This is a genomic window from Stenotrophomonas sp. TWI1183, assembly GCF_039673115.1.
Classification (GTDB): Bacteria; Pseudomonadota; Gammaproteobacteria; order Xanthomonadales; family Xanthomonadaceae; genus Stenotrophomonas; species Stenotrophomonas maltophilia_AA.
The window spans coordinates 49932-69886 of the sequence record NZ_JBDJKZ010000001.1; the positions used below are offsets into that span (position 1 = coordinate 49932).

Annotated in this window: 23 protein-coding genes; 13 read left to right on the forward strand and 10 right to left on the reverse strand. The window is 67.5% G+C overall.

What is annotated here, in order from left to right:
- Positions 1 to 3: 3 nt before the first annotated feature.
- The 3 genes from ABE434_RS00245 to ABE434_RS00255 are packed head-to-tail and all read left to right on the forward strand — an operon-like array spanning position 4 to position 3648.
- Positions 4 to 2409: a DUF802 domain-containing protein gene (locus ABE434_RS00245; RefSeq protein ID WP_346477337.1), complete on the forward strand. Its 2406-nt coding sequence runs from the start codon at positions 4 to 6 to the stop codon at positions 2407 to 2409.
- On the forward strand, positions 2406 to 3053 hold the full coding sequence (locus ABE434_RS00250; RefSeq protein WP_346477338.1) for an OmpA family protein: 648 nt from the start codon (positions 2406 to 2408) through the stop codon (positions 3051 to 3053). Before ABE434_RS00245 ends, ABE434_RS00250 begins: the two co-directional genes overlap by 4 nt.
- The gene (locus tag ABE434_RS00255; protein ID WP_346477339.1) at positions 3043 to 3648 is read left to right on the forward strand and encodes a DUF2894 domain-containing protein; all 606 of its coding nucleotides are present in this window, start codon (positions 3043 to 3045) and stop codon (positions 3646 to 3648) included. The genes ABE434_RS00250 and ABE434_RS00255 overlap by 11 nt, the downstream gene beginning before the upstream one ends.
- 9 nt (positions 3649 to 3657) lie before the next feature.
- Here the strand turns inward: ABE434_RS00255 and ABE434_RS00260 are convergent, their stop codons facing one another.
- Together ABE434_RS00260 and ABE434_RS00265 are read right to left on the reverse strand one after the other, a co-directional pair.
- On the reverse strand, positions 3658 to 4095 hold the full coding sequence (locus tag ABE434_RS00260) for a hypothetical protein (protein ID WP_346477340.1): 438 nt from the start codon (positions 4093 to 4095) through the stop codon (positions 3658 to 3660).
- Positions 4096 to 4154: 59 nt separating this feature from the next.
- Positions 4155 to 4556, reverse strand: coding sequence for a hypothetical protein (locus tag ABE434_RS00265; RefSeq protein WP_346477341.1), 402 nt, complete (start codon positions 4554 to 4556; stop codon positions 4155 to 4157).
- A 142-nt stretch (positions 4557 to 4698) separates the two neighbouring features.
- Between ABE434_RS00265 and mdcA the strand changes: the two genes are divergently transcribed.
- The 9 genes from mdcA (at position 4699) to ABE434_RS00310 (ending at position 12906) form a co-directional block, all read left to right on the forward strand.
- Entirely contained in the window at positions 4699 to 6342 is a 1644-nt protein-coding gene (gene mdcA / locus ABE434_RS00270) for a malonate decarboxylase subunit alpha (RefSeq protein WP_346477342.1), read from the forward strand.
- A 10-nt stretch (positions 6343 to 6352) separates the two neighbouring features.
- A complete protein-coding gene (mdcC, locus tag ABE434_RS00275) occupies positions 6353 to 6673 on the forward strand; it encodes a malonate decarboxylase acyl carrier protein (protein WP_346477343.1) in 321 nt (106 codons plus the stop codon).
- Positions 6670 to 7566 carry a biotin-independent malonate decarboxylase subunit beta gene (locus ABE434_RS00280; protein WP_346477344.1) on the forward strand — a complete coding sequence of 299 codons (897 nt, stop codon included), beginning with the start codon at positions 6670 to 6672 and terminating at the stop codon, positions 7564 to 7566. The genes mdcC and ABE434_RS00280 overlap by 4 nt, the downstream gene beginning before the upstream one ends.
- The gene (gene mdcE / locus ABE434_RS00285) at positions 7557 to 8261 is read left to right on the forward strand and encodes a biotin-independent malonate decarboxylase subunit gamma (protein WP_346477345.1); all 705 of its coding nucleotides are present in this window, start codon (positions 7557 to 7559) and stop codon (positions 8259 to 8261) included. The genes ABE434_RS00280 and mdcE overlap by 10 nt, the downstream gene beginning before the upstream one ends.
- Before the next feature lie 3 nt (positions 8262 to 8264).
- Positions 8265 to 8903 (forward strand): malonate decarboxylase holo-[acyl-carrier-protein] synthase, encoded by a 639-nt coding sequence (gene mdcG / locus ABE434_RS00290; protein WP_346477346.1) that lies wholly within the window; start codon positions 8265 to 8267, stop codon positions 8901 to 8903.
- Positions 8900 to 9766 (forward strand): triphosphoribosyl-dephospho-CoA synthase MdcB, encoded by an 867-nt coding sequence (gene mdcB / locus ABE434_RS00295; RefSeq protein ID WP_346477347.1) that lies wholly within the window; start codon positions 8900 to 8902, stop codon positions 9764 to 9766. The genes mdcG and mdcB overlap by 4 nt, the downstream gene beginning before the upstream one ends.
- Positions 9763 to 10680, forward strand: coding sequence for a malonate decarboxylase subunit epsilon (gene mdcH, locus ABE434_RS00300; RefSeq protein ID WP_346477348.1), 918 nt, complete (start codon positions 9763 to 9765; stop codon positions 10678 to 10680). The genes mdcB and mdcH overlap by 4 nt, the downstream gene beginning before the upstream one ends.
- An 87-nt stretch (positions 10681 to 10767) precedes the next feature.
- Complete coding sequence (locus ABE434_RS00305; protein ID WP_019184589.1) at positions 10768 to 12111, forward strand: SLC13 family permease; 1344 nt, start codon at positions 10768 to 10770, stop codon at positions 12109 to 12111.
- Positions 12112 to 12186: 75 nt separating this feature from the next.
- Positions 12187 to 12906, forward strand: coding sequence for a GntR family transcriptional regulator (locus ABE434_RS00310; protein WP_346477349.1), 720 nt, complete (start codon positions 12187 to 12189; stop codon positions 12904 to 12906).
- 8 nt (positions 12907 to 12914) lie between these two features.
- Here the strand turns inward: ABE434_RS00310 and ABE434_RS00315 are convergent, their stop codons facing one another.
- Positions 12915 to 13160 (reverse strand): hypothetical protein, encoded by a 246-nt coding sequence (locus ABE434_RS00315; protein WP_346477350.1) that lies wholly within the window; start codon positions 13158 to 13160, stop codon positions 12915 to 12917.
- A 190-nt stretch (positions 13161 to 13350) separates the two neighbouring features.
- On the opposite strand from ABE434_RS00315, the gene ABE434_RS00320 reads away from it, so the two are divergent.
- On the forward strand, positions 13351 to 15759 hold the full coding sequence (locus ABE434_RS00320) for an ATP-binding protein (RefSeq protein ID WP_346477351.1): 2409 nt from the start codon (positions 13351 to 13353) through the stop codon (positions 15757 to 15759).
- Here the strand turns inward: ABE434_RS00320 and ABE434_RS00325 are convergent.
- The 7 genes from ABE434_RS00325 to ABE434_RS00355 all read right to left on the reverse strand — a co-directional run bounded on the left by ABE434_RS00325 (position 15756) and on the right by ABE434_RS00355 (position 19783).
- Complete coding sequence (locus ABE434_RS00325) at positions 15756 to 16565, reverse strand: AraC family transcriptional regulator (protein ID WP_346477352.1); 810 nt, start codon at positions 16563 to 16565, stop codon at positions 15756 to 15758. The two genes, ABE434_RS00320 and ABE434_RS00325, sit on opposite strands and share 4 nt — an antisense overlap.
- 15 nt (positions 16566 to 16580) lie before the next feature.
- Entirely contained in the window at positions 16581 to 17051 is a 471-nt protein-coding gene (locus tag ABE434_RS00330; RefSeq protein ID WP_346477353.1) for a pilin, read from the reverse strand.
- Positions 17052 to 17165: 114 nt separating this feature from the next.
- The gene (locus ABE434_RS00335) at positions 17166 to 17492 is read right to left on the reverse strand and encodes a hypothetical protein (RefSeq protein ID WP_346477685.1); all 327 of its coding nucleotides are present in this window, start codon (positions 17490 to 17492) and stop codon (positions 17166 to 17168) included.
- 95 nt (positions 17493 to 17587) lie between these two features.
- A complete protein-coding gene (locus ABE434_RS00340) occupies positions 17588 to 17983 on the reverse strand; it encodes a roadblock/LC7 domain-containing protein (RefSeq protein WP_346477354.1) in 396 nt (131 codons plus the stop codon).
- 7 nt (positions 17984 to 17990) lie between these two features.
- Complete coding sequence (locus ABE434_RS00345; protein ID WP_346477355.1) at positions 17991 to 18536, reverse strand: ATP/GTP-binding protein; 546 nt, start codon at positions 18534 to 18536, stop codon at positions 17991 to 17993.
- Positions 18537 to 18538: 2 nt separating this feature from the next.
- Positions 18539 to 19222 (reverse strand): hypothetical protein, encoded by a 684-nt coding sequence (locus tag ABE434_RS00350; RefSeq protein WP_346477356.1) that lies wholly within the window; start codon positions 19220 to 19222, stop codon positions 18539 to 18541.
- A gap of 111 nt (positions 19223 to 19333) precedes the next feature.
- On the reverse strand, positions 19334 to 19783 hold the full coding sequence (locus ABE434_RS00355; protein WP_346477357.1) for a pilin: 450 nt from the start codon (positions 19781 to 19783) through the stop codon (positions 19334 to 19336).
- Between the last annotated feature and the right edge of the window lie 172 nt (positions 19784 to 19955).

A 19955-nucleotide genomic window follows, 5' to 3' on the forward strand; every position in this document is an offset into this window, starting at 1 on the left:
GTCATGTTCAGAACCAGTCTTCACTACGTTGTTTTCCTGCTTGGCCTTGTGGCGGTGTGCTGGATCGGGGCAGGGTATGCCAGCACCAATCCGGTCGGCTTCGCGGTCGCCCTGCTGATCGCTGTCTGCTACCTCGCAGGTGGCCTCGAGCTGGATCGCTACCGGCAGGCGACCGCCTCGCTTGCGTCGGCCAGCGCCAGTGCGGGTACGGCAGGCGCAGGGCTCGCCGCCTGGCTCGGCCAGCTGCATCCCAGCCTGCGCAACGCGGTGCGGCTGCGCGTGGAAGGCGAACGGGTCGCCCTGCCGGGTCCGGTGCTGACGCCGTACCTGGTCGGCCTGCTGGTGCTGCTGGGCATGCTCGGCACCCTGCTCGGCATGATGGCCACCCTGCGCGGCACCGGCCTGGCACTGGAGAGCGCGACCGACCTGCAGGCCATCCGTGGTTCGCTGGGCGCGCCGGTGGAAGGCCTCGCGGTAGCGTTCGGCACATCGATCGCCGGTGTCGCCACCTCCGCCATGCTCGGCCTGCTCTCGGCCCTGTGCCGGCGTGAGCGCCTGGAGGCGGTGCAGCGGCTCGACGTGGAGATCGCGACCACCCTGCACACCCACTCGCAGTCCTGGCAGCGCAATGAAGCCTTCCGGCTGCTGCAGCAGCAGGCCGAGCTCATGCCCGCGCTGGTGGATCGGCTGCAGGCCATGACGGCCGCGATCGAGCAGCAGAGCAGCGCCTCGGGCGAGCGGCTGCTGACCAACCAGCAGAACTTCCATGCCAAGGCCGACGAAGAATACGCGCGCCTGACCGCCGCGATCGAGCAGTCACTCAAGGACAGCGTCGCCGAAAGCGCACGCGCGGTTGGCGCGGCCTTGCAACCGGTGATGGACACCACCCTGGCCGGCATCGCCCGCGCCAACGCCGCCATGCACGAGACGGTGACCGAGGCAGTGCAGCGCCAGCTGGCCGGTCTGACCGAAGGTTTCGACGCCAGCCGCGTCGCCACCGCCGCCTCCTGGCAGGCCGCGCTCGACAGCCAGCAGCAGACCAACACCGCATTGACCGCCGACCTGCGCGCCGCGCTGGACGGATTCGCCGCGCAGCACGATCAACGCGCGCTGGGCCTGCTCGACGCGGTCTCCGCGAAGCTGGTCAGCACCGCTGACGGTTGGCAGGCGGCCCAGTCCGCACAGCAGCAGACGAATGAAGCCATGGCGACCGAGCTGCGCAACGCGCTGGCCAAGTTCGCCGAACAGCATGGCGAGCGCTCCAGCGCCTTGCTTGAGGCGGTCTCGGCCGAACTCAACACGACCGCGACGCGCTGGCAGGATGCCCAGGCCGCGCAGCAGCAGACCCATGCCGCGCTGACCGCCGACCTGCGCAGCGCGCTGTCCAGCTTCACCGAAACGCACGACGCCCGCGCCACCGGCCTGATCGACTCGGTCGGCAGCCGCCTGGACGCCACCACCGCCCAGATCGCCGAGGCATGGCAGCACGCGCTGGCGCGCCAGGATGCGGCCGCAACGGCACTGAGCGAGCGTCATCAACAGGCCCTGGATGCCGCCGCGGCGACGCTGCAGGCGCAGGCCGCTTCGCTGGGCGACGCGATGCAGCAGTCCCATGCCCAGCTCCAGGACGCCCTGGAAACGCGCGATCAGCAGCGTCTGAGCGCGTGGACCGAGGCCTTCACCGGCATGAGCGCCAGCCTCGGCGAGCGCTGGCAGCAGACCGGCGACAGCGTGGCCCGTCGTCAGCAAGAGATCTGCGACACCCTCGCCCGCACCGCCAACGACATCACCCAGCAGGCCCAGGCGCACGCCAGCGAGACGATCAGCGAGATCGCGCGCCTGGTCCAAGCCGCTTCGGAGGCGCCCAAGGCCGCGGCCGATGTCGTGGCCGAGCTGCGCAGCAAACTGTCCGACAGCCTGGTCCGCGACACCGCCACCCTGGAAGAACGCAGCCGCCTGCTGGCGACCGTGGAGACTCTGCTGGATGCGGTCAACCACGCCGCCAACGAACAGCGCGTCGCCGTCGATGCACTGGTATCGACCTCGGCCGAGCTGCTGGACCGGGTCGGCACGCGCTTCACCGATCACATCGAAGCCGAGACCGGCAAGCTGGGCAGCGTAGCCGCGCAGGTCACCGGCAGCGCGGTGGAAGTCGCGAGTCTGGCCGATGCGCTCGGCAGCGCCGTGCAGTCCTTCGGGACGGCCAGCGACGGTCTCAACGAGCGCCTGGCCCAGATCGCCGCCTCGCTGGACGGCTCGCTGGCCCGCAGTGACGAGCAGCTTGCCTATTACGTGGCCCAGGCGCGCGAGGTCATCGACCTCAGCGTGCTCTCGCAGAAGCAGATCATCGATGAGCTGCAGCAGCTGGCCGGCCGCCGCAGCAGCAAGGCCGGAGCCGGCTCGGCATGAGCGACGAGATCGAAGTCGAGGCCGACGGAGGCGCGCCGATCTGGGCCGCCTTCGGCGACCTGATGTCGGTGCTGCTCGGTGCGTTCGTACTGATCCTGGTCGGCGTCGTCGCGCTGCAGTTGGAGCTGACCAACCGGCTGGATGAGGAGGTCAAGCAGCGCCGGGCCGAAGTGCAGCGTCGCCAGACGCTGGAGCAGGCACTCGCCGGCCCGCTCGCGGCCGGGCGCGTGACGCTGGTGGATGGCCGCATCGGCATCCGCGGCAATGTGCTGTTCGCCCTGAACTCCGACACGCTGCAGCCCGAGGGCGTCGACGTCCTCAAGAGCCTGGCCGGGCCGCTGAAGGGCTACCTGGCCTCGCGCGAGGAAATCCTCATGGTCAGCGGCTTCACCGACGACCAGCAGGTGCGTGACGGCAACTGGCGCTTCGCCGACAACTGGGAGCTTTCCGCAGAGCGTGCGTTGACCGTGACCCGCACCCTGATCGCCGAGGGCGTGCCGTCGGATGCGGTGTTTGCCGCGGCGTTTGGCTCGGAGCAGCCTGTGAGTTCCAACGCCGACGAGGATGGCCGCGCCAGGAACCGCCGCGTCGAAATCGCCCCGATCCCGAAACCCAAGGCGAGCAAGGCCGCGGATGCCCCGTAACCCTGTCGCAACCGCTGAGATTCTCCAGCGTTGGCGAGCGGACAAGCTCGACGACCTGGACCGCACGCGCTTTGCGGTGATCGAGGCGTTGCATGCCCGCGCACAGAGGCATGAAGGTGAGGTGCGGGCGCTGTTGCAACGGAAGCTGGACGCGTTGGTCGCAGGTTACGCTGAGCGGGTTGCCGAGGCGTCGGCATCGCTGACATCTGCGCCGGGCCTGTCATCGGGTCGCACCGGTCTGCAGGCGCTGGTCAAGGAATTGACCGGGCAGCACAGTGCTGCGTATCCGGAATTGCCGGTGCTGGGCGAGGTCCGTGCGACGTGGGCCAGCCTTCGCAATGCCAGCCAGCTCAAGCAATCACTGGCCCAGATGCCCACCAATGGGGGGCCGTTGAACTCCGGTGTACTGGTCCATCGCGCCCTGACGCTGATGAAAGAGACCTCACCCGGCTACCTGACGCATTTCATGGCGTACCTGGATGCGCTGTCGGGCATGGAGCACCTGCACCAGTGGGGCGTGCTGGTGGCGACGCCGAAGGTTGTGCCGCGGGGGGCGAAGCCGCGGCGGCCGCGTTTGGGCAAGGCAGCAAACTGAGGTTTCTCATCAACCTGTGAGCGCAGAATCCAGGGATGAGGGATCAAAACCAGCGCCGATCAAGTGCAAGCTCAGGTCATAAGGCGACGAGGGACTGAAGAGCTCTCTCGCAAGGAGTGACTCGCCCACCTGCGCACCCTCCAGCCACGCCTGAATATGGTCGGCGAGACTCATCAGATCGCTCAGGGGGCCTGCGATCCAATGGCTATCGATGACTGGTGATGTCCATGTGCCAATCTCAAGATAGTCATACGGACCCAGATTGCAGTGGCATGAAATCCAGTCATTGCCTGGATCGGAAGCATAGAGGCGAACAGCGGCAACAAAGGCCTCCAGCCCGCCCCCTTCCCCCGTGATTGTCCACTGCTTGGCGGCATGGTCGACCTCATAGTAGAAGCGGAGCTTTCTCCATTCGGACCGAAACCACTCATCCGAAAAATGGTCCATCAGACCTCACTCCTTGGGTTCATGATCGCGGAGCATGCTTAGGAGCGGGCACTGCATCGTCAAATGTCATGGTTCAAATGAACCTCCGCTTCGGCGCGCCGTGGACCACGTCGAACAAACACGCCAACGCATGCGCCTGCCATGCCACTCAGGACGGAGGCCACGATGTTCGGCGCATTGATGCGGAAGATTGGCAGGAAGCCTGCCTGGGTTCCCGCGTTGACGAAGTAAGTCGCCATTCCCCAGAGACAGACGTACAGCACGCCGACGATGATCGCGAACCGGTACTGCCTTGCGATCAGCCCGCCAAACAGCGCGAACCACATGCCGGCAGCCGAGGACAGCACGTCGCTCGTGTCGAATGCAAAATTACTTCGAGCCACCACTGAGATGCCCAGGAAGTACGCGGCCCCGAATACCAATGCCAGCACCAGAAGCAAAGCCCCAAGTTGTCGCCACATGGATTGAAACCCCCGTTCATCCCGTTCTCGCGCCACTCTACCTGAATACGTCTGCCCAGCATTGCGCTCCACGCCCCCCTCTTGCCGACCAGAATCCACGGTGGTAGCGTGTAATTACAGCGTAATTATGAAGAGGCGGCAGATGGCTCGAGACTGGAACACGCTGGCGAACCGCCGCCAGGCAAGGCTGCAGCGGGCCACAGATGCCGGGCTTGGGCGCTTGGTGCCGCATGCCGAGGTGCCCCGGCTCCTGCATACCGTGCTCGAACCCGGCGACCGGGTCTGCCTGGAAGGCAACAACCAGAAGCAGGCCGATTTCCTCGCCGAGTGCCTGGCCCAGCTCGATCCCGCGCAGGTCCACGGCCTGCACATGGTCCAATCCGTGCTCTCCCTGCCCTCACACCTGGACGTCTTCGAGCGCGGCATCGCCCAGCGCCTGGACTTCTCCTTCTCGGGTCCGCAGAGCGGCCGGCTGGCCAATCTGGTCGCCGAGGGTCGAATCGAGATCGGGGCCATCCACACGTACCTCGAGCTGTTCGGCCGCTACTTCATCGATCTCACCCCGCAGGTTGCCCTGATCGCCGCCCAGGCCGCCGACCGCCACGGCAATCTCTATACCGGCCCCAATACCGAAGACACCCCCGTGATCGTCGAAGCCACCGCGTTCCGTGGCGGCATCGTGATCGCCCAGGTCAACGAGATCGTCGACACCCTCCCCCGCGTGGATATTCCGGCCGATTGGGTCAACTTCGTCACCGAGGCGCCGCGCCCGAACTACATCGAGCCGTTGTTCACCCGCGACCCGGCCCAGATCTCTGAGATCCAGGTGTTGATGGCGATGATGGCCATCAAGGGCATTTACGCCGAATACGGGGTGCAGCGCCTCAACCACGGCATCGGCTTCGATACCGCGGCGATCGAGCTGCTGCTGCCTACCTATGCCGAGTCGCTGGGTCTCAAAGGCAAGATCGGGACGCATTGGGCGCTCAATCCGCATCCGGCGCTGATCCCGGCAATCGAGTCCGGCTTCGTGCAGTCCGTGCATTCGTTCGGCTCCGAGCTGGGCATGGAGCGGTACATCGAGGCGCGCTCCGATGTCTTCTTCACCGGCAGCGACGGCAGCATGCGCTCCAACCGCGCGTTCTCGCAGACCGCCGGTCTCTATGCGTGCGACATGTTCATTGGCTCCACGCTGCAGATCGATCTGCAGGGCAACAGTTCCACCGCCACCCGCGACCGCATCGCCGGCTTCGGCGGCGCGCCGAACATGGGCTCGGATGCACGCGGCCGTCGCCACGCCAGCCCGGCCTGGCTTAAAGCAGGCCAGGAGGCTGCCCTGCCCGGGCAGATGCCGCGCGGACGCAAGCTGGTCGTGCAGATGGTGGAAACCTTCCGCGAACACATGGCGCCGGCCTTCGTGGATCGCCTCGATGCCTGGGACCTGGCCGAGCGCGCCAAGATGCCGCTGCCGCCGGTGATGATCTACGGCGATGACGTCACCCACGTGCTGACCGAAGAAGGCATCGCGAATCTGCTGCTGTGCCGCAGCCCGGAGGAGCGCGAACAGGCGATCCGCGGCGTGGCCGGCTACACCGCCGTCGGCCTGGGCCGCGACCGCGCGATGGTGGAGAACCTGCGCGACCGCGGCATCATCCGCCGCCCCGACGACCTCGGCATCCGCACCCGCGATGCCAGCCGCGACCTGCTCGCCGCGCGCTCGGTCAAGGATCTCGTGCGTTGGTCCGGCGGGTTGTACAACCCGCCCAAACGCTTCCGCAACTGGTAAGGGGCACGCCATGGAAACCCTGCGTTATCGCTTTCCCGGGCAGCACGATCTCACCGAGCGCGATCACCACGCGCTGGTCGGCGTGGTCGCCTCGGGCAATCTGGAAGTCCTGATCGAACCCACGCCGCTGGATGGCGCGATGGAGATTGAGGTGATCACCTCGGCCACCGGCTTCGACACGATCTGGCAGGCCGTGCTGGCCGACTTCGCCGCGCGTTACCCGCTGCGCAACGTGCGGCTGTCGATCAACGATGCCGGTGCCACGCCGGCGGTGGTCAGCCTCCGCCTGCAGCAGGCACTGGAAACGCTGCAGGAAGGAGACGCGCCGTGAGCAGTCACAGCTTTTACGAAGCCGACGCGCGGGAACGCATCCGGGGTCTGCTTGATGGCGGCCCCTTCCGCGAATTCGTCGGCCCCGGCCGGCGCATCATCAGCCCGCACCTGGCCCAGCTCGATCAGCCCGGCGCGTTCGACGACGGCATCGTGGTCGGTGCCGGGACCCTGGATGGCCGCACCGTCCTGATCGCCGCGCAGCAGGGACAGTTCATAGGCGGCGGCGTCGGCGAAGTACACGGTGCCAAGCTTACCGGCCTGCTGGAACGTGCCGCCGAGGTACGTCCGGAGGCGGTATTGCTGCTGCTCGACAGTGGCGGCGTGCGTCTGCATGAAGCCAATGCCGGCCTGATCGCGATCTCCGAGATCATGCGCGCCGTGTTGGCCACGCGCGCCGCCGGCGTGCCCGTTTTCGCGCTGATCGGCAGTGGCAACGGCGCGTTTGGCGGCATGGGCATCGTGGCCCGCTGCTGTACCGCAGTGGTGATGTCCGAGGAGGGGCGGCTCTCGCTGTCCGGCCCGGAAGTGATCGAGACCGTGCGCGGCGTGGAAGAGTTCGACTCGCGCGACCGCGCCCTGGTGTGGCGCGTCACCGGCGGCAAGCACCGCTATCTGATCGGCGATGCCGTGCAGTTGGTGCCCGACCGCATCGACGCGTTTGCCGAGGCAGCACTGTCACTCATCGACGCCCACACAGAGACCGAAGACCCGTTGCAGGCACTCGATCAGGCACACGCCCAGCTGGGCGCGCGGCTGCAGGCCTATGGCGGCTGCCGCGACGGCCTGCAGGTCTGGACGCTGCAGGGCATCGCCGATGCCGGGCAGCTGCCCCTGCTGGACACCGCTGACTTCCTTGACGCCGTCAAGGATCGGAGCCTGCCATGGAACTGACCCCGCTGCTGGATGCCCTGTTCCCGCTCGGCCATGCGGTCACCCGCGATGACGATGTGCTGGGCGGTACGGCCACCACCGCTGCCGGCGAAGTCACCATCATCGGCACCGCCAACAAGCTGGAGGTGGGCGTCGACCACGCACTCGCGCTGGCAGCCACGGTGCTCGCCAGCACCCGCGCGCACCCGCAGCGGCCGATCGTGATGCTGGTGGACACGGCCGGCCAGCGTCTGGCGCGGCGCGATGAGATGCTCGGCATCAACAGCTACTTCGCGCACCTGGCCCGCACGCTGGATCTGGCCCGCCGCCGCGGTGCGCCGCTGGTCAGCCTGGTCTACGGTGAATCCGTGAGCGGCGGCTTCCTGTCGTTCGGGCTGATGGCCGATCGCATCTTCGCCCTGCCTGAAGCGCAGGTGCGGGTGATGGATCTGCGCGCCATGGCCCGCGTCACTAAACAACCGCTGGAGAAACTGCAGGCCCTGAGCCAGCGCTCGCCGGTGTTCGCGCCGGGCGTGGAGAACTACGTCCGCATGGGCGCCGTGGAGGCCGTCTGGGAGGGCGACCTCGCGCAGGCACTGGTCGATGCGCTCCACGCTCCGGTCACCGGCGACCCACGTCGCGCGCGTGGCGCCGAGCGTGGTGGCCGCCTGTTGGCGCGCGATGTCGCCGCTGCCGTGGCCGCAGGCGAGGCCTGAAGCATGCGCCGTCACGACCTGGTCTGGCTCGCTCCGCAGGCACCGTGGCAGGTGCTGACCCCGGGCGCGGATGCGCGCCTGCGGGCGTGGGCCCAAGCGCGCCTGCCCTTTGTCGTGGCGCGACGCGACCCGGTCACTGACGGCGATCAGCTGCGGCTGGGCGTGCCCTTGCCCTTGGCCGAGCAGCGCCAGCGGCTGTCCCTGCGGATCGAACGTGCCCACGTGCAGCGCACCGCACCGCCGCCGTTGCTGGCCGAGGTCGCCGAAGCACTGGCCGCCCCCTGGCGGGATGCGCTGCGACCGTTGCTGGCCGACCTGTCCGAGCACATCCCACCGCCCCGCGTGTTCGGGAGCTTCGCCTGGCAGAGCCTGACCGGCCTGCCGTATCTGCACGCCGGCTCCGATCTGGACCTGCTCTGGGAGATCACCGATCACGCGCACGCCGCGACGCTCACCGAGCGCATGCGCCGCTGGGAACGCGAGCAGGGTCTGCGTATCGATGGCGAGCTGCGCTTCCCCGGCGGGCGTTGCGTGAGCTGGCGCGAGTACGCCGGCGATGCCGCCCGCCTCCTCGTCAAATCGGACGACGCCTGCGGGTTGTCCACGCGCGACGCCCTGCACACGCAGCCGGTGGCCGCGTGAACGCCGTGCCGCGCCCCGCCCCGTTGCCACCGCCCTCCCCCACCGCGGCTGCGCATCGGCTGGCGCGGAGGGCGATCACCAGCCTGCATGCCGAGCTCGCCTGCGCCCCCAAACCGGGGTTGGTCACACCGTGGAGCCGCGGCAGCCACGATGACATGGACGCGGCCACCTTCCTGCGCAGCCTGTTCGCGCTGCGTGGCTACTTCGTGGCGGTCGCCGCCGCCGGTGCGCACAACGCGCCGTTCGACCATCTGCGCATGCTCGGCATCGAGGCGGAAACCGCCATGCTGCGGGCGACGGGTGGCATCAACACCCATCGCGGCGCGATCTTCAGTCTCGGCCTGCTGGTCGCCGCGTCCGCGCGTCTGCGTCATGTCGAGCAGGCTGCGCCCCGGGGTGCAGCGGTCTGCCACGCGGTACGCAGGTACTGGGCCTCCGAGCTGCTCACCGCACCGTTGAACAGCGCCAGCCCCGGCCAGCGCGCCCGCCAGCGGCATGGCGTGCCCGGCGTGCGCGAACAGGCGGCGCAGGGATTCCCGCTGCTGGGCGATGTTGCCCTGCCCACCCTGCAGGCCGCCTTGCGCGCCACCGCTGACCGGCAGGCCGCAATGGTGCAGACGCTGATGTCGCTCGTTGCGGTCACCACCGACCTCAACCTCCTGCATCGCGGCGGCGAACGCGGGCTGGCCTTTGCCCAGCAGCAGGCACGCCGCTTCCTCGCCGAGGGCGGCGCGCTGGAACCCGGCTGGCGGGCACGCCTCGGCCGGGTATGCGACGCGTTCGAAGCACGTCGGCTCAGCCCGGGCGGCAGCGCCGATCTGCTGGCCTGCGCATGGTTCCTGCACCTGCAGGAGCGCGCATGAGCCTGGTCCTGCTCTGCCCCGGTCAAGGCGGCCAGCATCCGGATATGTTCAAGCGGGTGCGCGGGAACGCCCAGGCGCAGCCGGTGCTCGATCTGGCCAGCACGCTGCTCGGCGCACCGGTCGAACAGAGGGCAGCCGACCCATCGCGTTTCCACAACGCAGTGGCCCAGCCGCTGGTATGCGCCGCAGCGCTCGCACATTGGGCGGCATTGCAGGCGCAGCTGCCGCCCATCACCGCCGTGGCCGGCTACAGCGCCGGCGAGTTGGCCGCGCACGCGGTGGCGGGCAGTTTCGACACGGCGACCTGTCTGGCGTTGTCGCGCGAGCGCGCCCGGTTGATGGACGCCGCAGCGCCGGCCGATGCCGGCCTGCTGGCGGTGATCGGGCTGGACGAGCCTCGCATCGCCCGCGTGTGCGCGACCCACGGTGTATTCCTCGCCATCGTCAATGGGCCCGACCACGTGGTCCTCGGCGGCCTGCGCCCTGCGCTGGAGGCCGTCGCCGCCGACGTGGCGGCCCACGGCGCACGGACCGTCCCGCTGCCGGTGGACGTGCCCGCGCATACCCCGTTGCTGGCCGCAGCGGCGCAGGGCTTTGAGAAGCCCTTGCGCGCACTCCCACTGCACGCACCCCGGCTGCGCCTGCTGGCCGGCATCGATGGCCGCCTGGTCAGCGACGTAAGCCGTGTCGTGGCGACGTTGTCGGCGCAGATCGCCCAGCCGGTGCAATGGCAGGCGGTAGTGCAGCAGGCCGTCGAGCGCGGTGGGCGCGTCTTCCTGGAGCTGGGCCCGGGCGCGGCGCTCAGCCGGCGGGTCCGCGAACTGCATCCGCAGCTGGAAGCGCGTTCCGTCGAGGATTTCCAGACGCTGGAGGGCGTCCTGGAGTGGGTGGACCGCGCATGCGCACGCGCATGAGGGGCCACCGGTAACCGCTGCACCCCGTAACCCTCGATGGCGGGTCGCCATCATGCTGCACGCGTATCAAGTGTCTCGGGAGGGCGCATGAGTCCGCAAATCGCAACGATCATCGGCTTGGTGATCATGTTCATCGTGGCCACCGCGCTGCCCATCAACATGGGTGCCGTGGCCTTCGCGCTGGCCTTCATCATCGGCGGCCTGTTCGTCGGCATGGAGGGCAAGGAGGTGTTGGCCGGTTTCCCGGGCGACCTGTTCCTGACCCTGGTCGGCATCACCTACCTGTTCGCCATCGCGCAGAAGAACGGCACCATCGATCTGCTCGTGCATTGGGCGGTCAAGGCCGTGCGCGGTCACATCGTGGCCATTCCATGGGTGATGTTCGTGGTCACCGCGGTGCTCACCGCGTTCGGCGCGCTCGGCCCGGCCGCGGTGGCGATCATCGGTCCGGTCGCGCTGCGCTTCGCCAAGCAGTACAAGATCAATCCGTTGATGATGGGCCTGCTGGTGATCCATGGCGCGCAGGCCGGCGGCTTCTCGCCGATCAGCGTCTATGGCGGCATCACCAACCAGGTCGTGCAGAAAGCCGGGCTGGAAGTCACGGAAATGGCCGTGTTCCTGACCAGCCTGGGCTTCAACCTGCTGATGGGCATCATCTGCTTCTTCGCCTTTGGTGGGCTGGCCCTGATGCGCCGCGCGCCGACCGCGACCGAGCCACTGGTGGCCGGCAGCCAGGCGTCCTCGCGCCAGTTCGCGATCGAAGGCCATGGCGCCCTGGTCTCGGCCGGTGGCGGCACGCTCTCCAATGATCCGGATGCGCTGGACGACGTGCGCATCAACCGCGAGCGCGTGTTCACCCTGATCGGCCTGCTGGGCCTGGGTATCGCCGCACTGGTCTACAACCTCAACGTCGGCCTGGTCTCGATCACCGTCGCGGTGGTGCTCGCCCTGCTCTCGCCGAACTCGCAGAAGGGTGCGGTGGATGGCATCAGCTGGTCGACCGTGCTGCTGATCAGCGGCGTGGTCACCTACGTGGCCGTGCTGCAGCAGGCCGGCGCGGTGGATTACATCGGGCATGGCGTGGGGGCGATCGGCATTCCGCTGCTGGGCGCGCTGCTGGTCTGCTATGTCGGTGGCATCGTCTCGGCGTTCGCATCCTCCGCCGCGGTACTGGGCGCCACCATTCCGCTGGCCGTGCCGTTCCTGATGCAGGGGCACCTGAGCGCGGCCGGCGTGATCTGCGCGCTGGCGATCTCCTCCACCGTGGTGGACGTGAGCCCGTTCTCGACCAACGGTGCGCTGGTCGTGGCCTCGGCCGCGAAGGAAGAGCGCGAGGCGCTGTTCCGCCGCTTCCTGGTCTACAGCGGCCTGGTGGTGGCCTTTGGCCCGCTGCTGGCGTGGCTGCTGTTCGTGGTGCCGGGCTGGATGTGAGCCGATGGCGGGCCTGCACCGGCAGGCCCGCCATGAGCCGGTAGAATGCTCTACATCTGCCCATGAAGCCCTGCCATGCCCCTGGCCCCTGGTCCCCGCCTGTCGAAGAAACGCGTACCGCTCTACGAAGAAGTGGCCGAGCGGCTGCGCCAGAAGATCTACGACTACGAGCTGCCACCGGGCGAATGGATCGACGAGCCGATGCTTGCCGAAGAGCTGGGGATCAGCCGTACCCCGCTGCGCGAGAGCCTGAAGCTGCTGGCGGCCGAGGGGCTGGTCCAGTTGGACGCCGGCCGTGGCAGCCGCGTCACCCGCCTCACCCTGGAAGACCTCAACCAGCTGTTCCCGGTGATGGCGATGCTGGAAGGCCGCTGCGTGCATGAGGCGGTCAAGCGCATCGACGATGAGGGCGTGGTGCAGCTGCAGGCCCTGCACGATGCGATGGAAGCGGCCGCCGCCGCGGGCGATCTGGCCGAGTACTACCGCAACAACTACCTGATCCACGAGAGCCTGCAGACGCACGCCGGCAACCCATGGCTGATCCGCGTCACCCACGATCTGCACCGCATCCTGAAGATGCATCGCGGCCGTCAGCTGCTGACCCCGGGCCGCATGGCGCAGTCACTGGCCGAGCATCGTGCCCTGATGGAGTGCATCCGCAACCGCGATGCCGAAGCCGCCGAGCAGATGATGAACCGGCATCTGCTCAGCCAGGGCGAAGCCTTGGCGGCCTATGTGGCGGCGGGCGGGCAGTTGAACGTGCCTGCGCCGCTGCCGCGGCATGGTGGTATCTGAGCTGACCGCTACGCAAGCTCCACCGTCAGCCGGGTCAACGATTGCCCCAGCAGATGCAGCCGGATCTGATCCAGGCTGGTGAAGTAGCACACCGTATCCGCTCCGGCCAGGCGATAGATGCCGCGCTTGCCACCGAGCAGGACGAACTTTTCCTGGTCCACCAGGTACTGGGCGACCGGAGGCACGCCCTGTGCTTTCAGTCCCTCGATATCGATGGGCTCGAGTGCGTCGAGGTCATGCAGTGCTGTGGTCATGGGCAGGCGAACTTCGCGACGGGAGCTCCAGCTTAGGGATCGCCCAGGCAGCAAGGCGTGGAATCATCGTGACGATGGTGAGAGTGCGTCACGTCCGCAGCGCGACCCATGGCACGCCGTCGTCTCGCCTGTTTGCGGGACAAAAGATGTTCTGTGCCTCAGTTCTCGCCTGCCACGATAGATTTCGTACTTGTTGCATACCCGCATTGCGTTGCCGCGTGTACTTCTAGCGCGCATGTATCTATCGATCCTCGACCGAAAACATGTACGGCGGGTGGCGTGGCTGGCAACCGCGCTCGCCCTCGGCAGCACCCTCCTGTGGCTGGCCCTGTGGCCCACCACAACGCAGCGCGTGCCCTACCTTCTGGCGATCGGACCCCAACTGGCCAGTCAGCACGGGCTCTCGGGCGACTCCGCCAACGGCGGCGCCAGCGCCTACCTGGAAGCGGTGCAGGCGCTGTCCGGGCTCAAGCTGAAGCTGGTGCGCGCGCCGTCCATCGAGCGCGCGGCGCTGCTGCTTGAGCACGCACAGGTCGATGGGCTGGCCTTTTCACTGCCGTCCACGGCAGCGATGCTGCCCGCCTCGGTGGCATTGTCGCCTTCGTTCTACACCGGCAGCACCGTCATGGTCACCCGCCGGTCCGCGGCACCGCGGGCGCTCTGGTCGATGAGCGGGATGCGGGTCGGGGTGATCGGCAACGGCGAGTACCGGGCCTTTCTGGCCCAGAACTTTCCCGACATCGACATCTACCAGATGGCCAACGTGGACGAAATGCTCGACGCCGTGGATCGGGGCGCCATCGATGCCGCGCTGGGGGTGGACGCGGTCCTGGCCCCGCTGACCCGAAAACGGTTCGACGATCGCCTGGCCGTGCAGGCAGTACCCGACGCGCCGCCGGTGGAGATGCGCGTGGCATCGCTGCCGCATCGCGCGGGCGAAATGGACATGGCCCATCAGACCTTCCTCTCGCTGCCGCTGGATACCCGGCAGGACATCCTGGAGCGCTGGTTGAACGCGCTGTACCGCTCTCCACCTACGCTGCGCGCGGTACTGTCCCACTACCGCGTGCACGTGACCGTGCTTTGCCTTGCCCTCCTCGCTTTCCTGCTGGCGGTGGCCCGAGCCCAGCGCAACGCCCGGGCACTGGCGGCTCGGCAGGCCAGCGCGGCGAGGATTCTCACCCTGGTCAATCACGAAATGCGCAATGGTGCGGCCTCCGTCATTTCCGCCATCGACCTGCTGGAGGCCGAAGCCGACGCCGATGAGCGCGACCGGCTGCTGCGCTCGGCCCGCTCGGCCGCCGATGCGCTCAAGCACACCCTGACCAATGCACTGGAGTTCATGTTCCGCAACAAGCCCGAGCGCGCGGATGCCGCCTTTCTGAAGAACGCCAATGAGGTGGTGGAAGAATGCCTCTCCGCGATGTGTCCGCTGGCGCGCTGCAAGGGCTTGCGCCTCATCCTGCAGATGGAAGGCACGGACACCCGACAGGCGTTGTGTGATGCGCGCGCACTGCATCATATCGCCAGCAATCTCATCTCCAACGCGATCAAGTTCAGCGATCACGGCGATGTGACGATCCAGTTGCGTTTCCTCGGCGGCGTCGGCCAGGCCGGTGCCATTCGGCTGAGCGTGACGGATGTCGGTCCAGGCATTCCCACGGAAGACCTTGCCCACATCTTCGAGCCCTTCAGTGCGACGCGGATCGGCCGCCTGAAGCACGGCGCCGGCATCGGGCTGTCACTGTGCCGGCGGATCGCGCGCGCACACGGAGGGGATGTCGTTGTCTGCAGCGAGCCGCGTATGGGGGCCACGTTCGTGGCCATCCTGCGGGCCCAACTCGGCGCAGAGGAGGCCTTCATCGCGGCACCGGTCGAGCCGGTCGCGGCCCCGGCCATCGCCCGTGCGCTGGTCATCGAGGATCAGCCTGCCATCGCCAGGATCATGGTCCGTCGTCTCTGCGGCCTTGGCCTGGACGCTTTAATCGCCAGTTCGGGCGCCGCCGCGTTCCGGACCATGAAACAGCAGGGCCCGTTCGGCATCATCACCGTGGACGGTGACCTTCTGGATGCCGACGGCGGCGACGTCGCGCTGGAGATCCGGGCCATCGAGCGATGCCAGGATTGGCCTCCCGCGCGCATCCTGTCCATCTCGGCCTCCCCGGAGGCGATCGATCGGACCGCGTATGCGCATGCCGGGGTGGAGGTCTATCTCGGCAAGCCGATCGACTGGAGTGCCTTTGACGCGGCAACCGGGTGTCCTGCGCCCGCGGCCAGAGCCGCCATCGCGCCGGTCGAGGAAGGCGCAAGCATGATGGACATCTATCACAAACAGATGCGCACCGACCGCAGCGGGCTGGAAGTTTCGCTGCGCGTCCAGAACTGGCGTGGCGCGCTGGCGATGGCGCATCGCATGCAGGGCGCCGCTTCCATGGTGGCCGACGTCGAGGCAGTGGCGGCACTGTGCGAGCTGCAGCAGTGCCTGAAAGTGCATGCCATCAATGGCCACCCTGCCGACGCGAAGATCTGGGCATTGGTGGCTTCGCTGAGCCGGAGCCCGGCCGATGATGGGGAGGAGCATGGCGAACAGAGGGGCTAGAGATGATCCCCAATCCTCTCCATCCGCCCCAGCCCAAGATGCGCACGCAACGCAGGTACCAACGTCCCGCGATGCTTGAAGCCACAGATCACGGCGACCTGATCAAGGGTCATCCCTCCCTCCCGCAGCTGCCGCACAGCGTGGTCCAGCCGCACACGCCCTGCAAACGACAGCGGCGACACGCCATACACGGTCTGAAACACACGGGAAAAGTAACGCGCGGGCAGTCCAGCGAACCCGGCCGGGTCGTCGACGCTGTGGTCGACCTGCGGATGACCTTCCAGGTAGAGCCGGGCGCGCTGCAGGCTCGCCATCAACCCGGCCCGTTGCGCGTGTGATCGCCCCGGGCAGCGATCCGCGCCGTCGGTGATGCAGCGCTGGAGATCGGCCATCAGGAGCAACAGTGGGTGCAGATCATCACGCACAGCAACTCTGCCGTCCGGCATCACGCCCGTACGGCGCCACAGGCGCACAGCGATCTGCATCTCCGCCCGGCACATCCGCCCACGGCCGGGATAGAGGGGATTTGCCCCCTCCCCGAGCGCGGCAAGGCTATCCGATGCGAGGTGCAGGCCCATGCAGATGCCCCGCCGATCGTTCTCCACGCGTGGCTCTGACTGGCGATCGAGCAGAATCCAGTCGCCTCGTCCGAGCAGGAAGGTTCCTTCCCGGCACCGCACCGTCGCGCTGCCACGCAACTGCATCCAGGCACTGGTGATGCCTTTGGGCGCGCCGCCCGAGCCGGCACCAGGAAGGCGCACGCACCCCGTCGCGCCAGAGGTAAGCAAGCGTGTTGGATCATCCATGATGGGCGGCCATCCTCAACCGAAGACGGGGCTGCAGCCCTCAGGCGCCCAGCGGTTGCGAGGACGGTCGTTGTAGGAAAGCGTCTTGCAGGTCCAGCCAGTTTCAGCGTCGTAGACCAGTTGGATATGCTCCCAGAACCCGGCCTCACAGAAGATCGTCGCCCGTCCGGACGATGCGGTGACGGTCACCCTGAGCGTCGGGCAGAGATGGGTGGGGCCAGAAAGACCGATCGCGGCCGGATCCTGGATGGTCGGCCCGTGCACGCCCTCCATCACCAGCAGTTCCGCAGCGGGTTTTGCAGTGGACACTTCGGCGAGCATCGCGGTGATGCGTGCCCGCGTTGCATAGTTCTGATAGTACGGAATTGCGATGGCCAGGAGGGTGGCCAGGATGCCGACGCCGATGATCAGCTCGATCAGGGTGACGCCTGCACTGGCGTGGAGGCGGACGCCCGGTTTACGTCGTGATCTGGTGCGATGTGTCATGTTCCGCTTCTCCTGTCAGTTCCACGCGTCGGGCAGCAAAACGCCGTGCCCGCCCTTCCCCGGCGAACACGGCTACCCCATCCCCAGGCGTTGCAGGGCGCGTACGCCCCGGTGTTACAGCGAGAGCGCGCCTTCCACATCCAGCACCATGCGGCGGGCCAGGGCCAGGTTGGCCTTCTGGCGATCGAGCACGACGTAGAAGAACAGGCCCTTGCGCGCGGCCACCGGGCGCAGCACGTGGTAGGCGCGGCCCAGCGTGATCAGGACATCCTCGATGGTGTCATTGAGCTTCAGCGTCTCGGCCGTCTTCATCTTGGCGCGCAGGACCTCGGTGTTGCCGGCCGCGGCCAGCTCCATGTCCACGCCGGAACCGGCTTCGCCGAGCAGCATGCCGCTCTCGTAGTCGACCAGGGCCACGGCTTGGGCGCCGTTGATCTGCATCAGGGCCGCGAGCGATGTTTCGATTGAATTGTTCATTGTCGTGTCTTCAGAAAGTCAGTCATTGGTTTCGGGACGCGCGGCGCGCAGGCCGGTCGTCATGGGGTGTCCATCGCGGCAGCGATGGCGCGTACGCATTGCTTGGCATGCCAGAGGATCTGGCCCATCACACAGTCCTGGTTGCAGGCCGTCATCAGCAGCCGCGTGGGTTGCGCGGGGATGGTGAGCATCAGCACCTTGCCGTGTTCGGCATCGAGCAGGAGGGTGTCCAGCACGCCGATATCCAGCTCACGGCCGAGCGCATTGGCCAGCCCCAGCATCGAGCTGGTCATGGCGGCCAGGCGTTCGGCGGTACCATCGGCACGCCCGACCTGGGCCAGCGCGAAGCCGTCCAGGCTGGCCACCACCACGCCGGACACGCCATCCACCGCAGCCACCAGGCCGGACAGATGCGGATCCAACAGCGGGTTGGCCGCGCAACGCAGCGGAGTCACGTCGGCGCTATGCATCGTCTTCCACCAAGGTCAGGCATTCGATCTGGCTCATCAGTACATCCATGACGGTCAGCACCTGCTGTGGATCGCGCGGATCCAGTGGCAGTGCCGGGAGGGGTTCGGGATAGGCGTGCAACCACACCTCGCATGCCGCAACCTGCGCGGACGAGGCCGAGTCCAACCGGGTCAGGCAGATCACCACCGGCAGGTGCGCGCTGTACTGCTCCAGCGCGTCCAGATGCGCACGGACCTGTGCCGCCGGGTCACCCGCGCTGGCGTCGACCAGCAGGATCGCCCCGCTCGCCCCCTCCAGCAGAATCGGCCACAGGAAGGCAAAGCGGATCTGTCCCGGTGTGCCATACAGACGCAGCCGGTTGCCGCCGGGCAGGTCGATGTCGCCGTAATCCATGGCGACCGTGGTCAGCGGCTTGTCGATGCTCGGATCGGTATTGCACACCTCGGTGCTGACCGCGCGGCCCTGGGCCAGGGCCTGCACCAGGGTCGACTTGCCTGCGCCCATCGGCCCCAGCACCACAATCTTGTACTCACGCATCATCAAGCGCTCCAGCGGGCGCGAACGTCCCGCCACAGTTGGACCAGGCCGCGACCGTTGCTCTGGCGCAGCACCGGCTGGGTCTGGGTCTGCACCAGGTAGGCATAGCCGCTGAGATAGGCGGCATTGAAGAACGACTGCACTTCGGCGCGCGGCACGCTCAACGCCGCGGCGCAGGCGTCCACGTCCATCGCGCGCTTGATCAGCAGGGCGCAGATGCGGAAGTCGCCGTGACGGTGCGCGAGCACCCGGAAGTCCGGCCAGCGACGCAGCTGCAGGCTGCTCTGTGCGGTCAGCGGCGGCAGCGGCGCGTTGGCCGTGCAGGCACTCAATCCTGCCTGCCACAGCGTTGGCCGCAGCGCTGCGGCGCGGGTGTACTGCGCCTGCCGCTCGAATGCGTCCGCATCCAGCGGCGACAGTGACAGGCCGGACAAGGGGCCGGAGATCGCGACCTGCAGCCGCACGGTCATCTGCTCTGCCGGCTCGGCCATGAGCACGCGACCGTTGCGCAGGTCCAGCCAGCACAGCGTTTCTCCGCGCAGGGTGACGGACGCGAACTGCAGGCGTTCGTGCAGCAGCGCCCCTACACTCAGGCGGTGATTCAACTGCTCGACGAAACCCACGGGCGCCGATACAGGCGCAGCAGGCTCAGCGAGGCTGAAAGGAAGGCGACGAAAGCGGGTCATGGTGGCCTGGTGGGGTCGATGCGGCACCGCGTGGCGGTGCAGGATGGCGCGCGGGCCGCGACGGCCCTCCGTGCGCGCCAGAGGTTCCCCGGGCGCGCAACACCCGCTCGGTCAGGAGGTGCTGGCGGGACGACAGATGGACGGCAACAGATTTTTCTCAGTCATGGTGCTGCTGCATGTCCAGACGCCATCGGAATTACGGGCCAGTACCAGGTCGCCGGACACTTTACTGCCGCCCTTCAGCGTGCAGGTCAGCGACGCAGCGCCGGCGGCAGCCATCTCCACGGCGACCTTGCTGCAGCGTGAGGTGACGCTCTGCAGGCCGAGATCGGCCGGCGAAGCGCTCTTCGCGCCTTCGGCCATCAGGGTCTCCACGCCGACTTTGCCCGGGGTGATTTCCGCCAGGGCCGCCGCGGTCTGCGCCTTGGCCACGTAATCCTGGTACTGCGGCATCGCGACGGCGGCCAGGATGGCGATGATCGCCACGACGATCATCAGTTCAATGAGGGTGAAGCCGCCCTGGCGGGCCGAAGCCCTGGGCATCTGGGTAGTGCGTTTCATGGAAATCCTTCATGTTCGGAAATGTGGCGACGCGGAGCGTTGGGGGCTGCCCTTCGTCAGGGGCTGTCCACGTGCCGAACATGAGACCACCGCGGCCTGCCCAAGGCCATGCAAGAACTTTTAAAAGCGCTTTACATTCAATACTTTGCAATTCATTGCAACGGAAACTGAA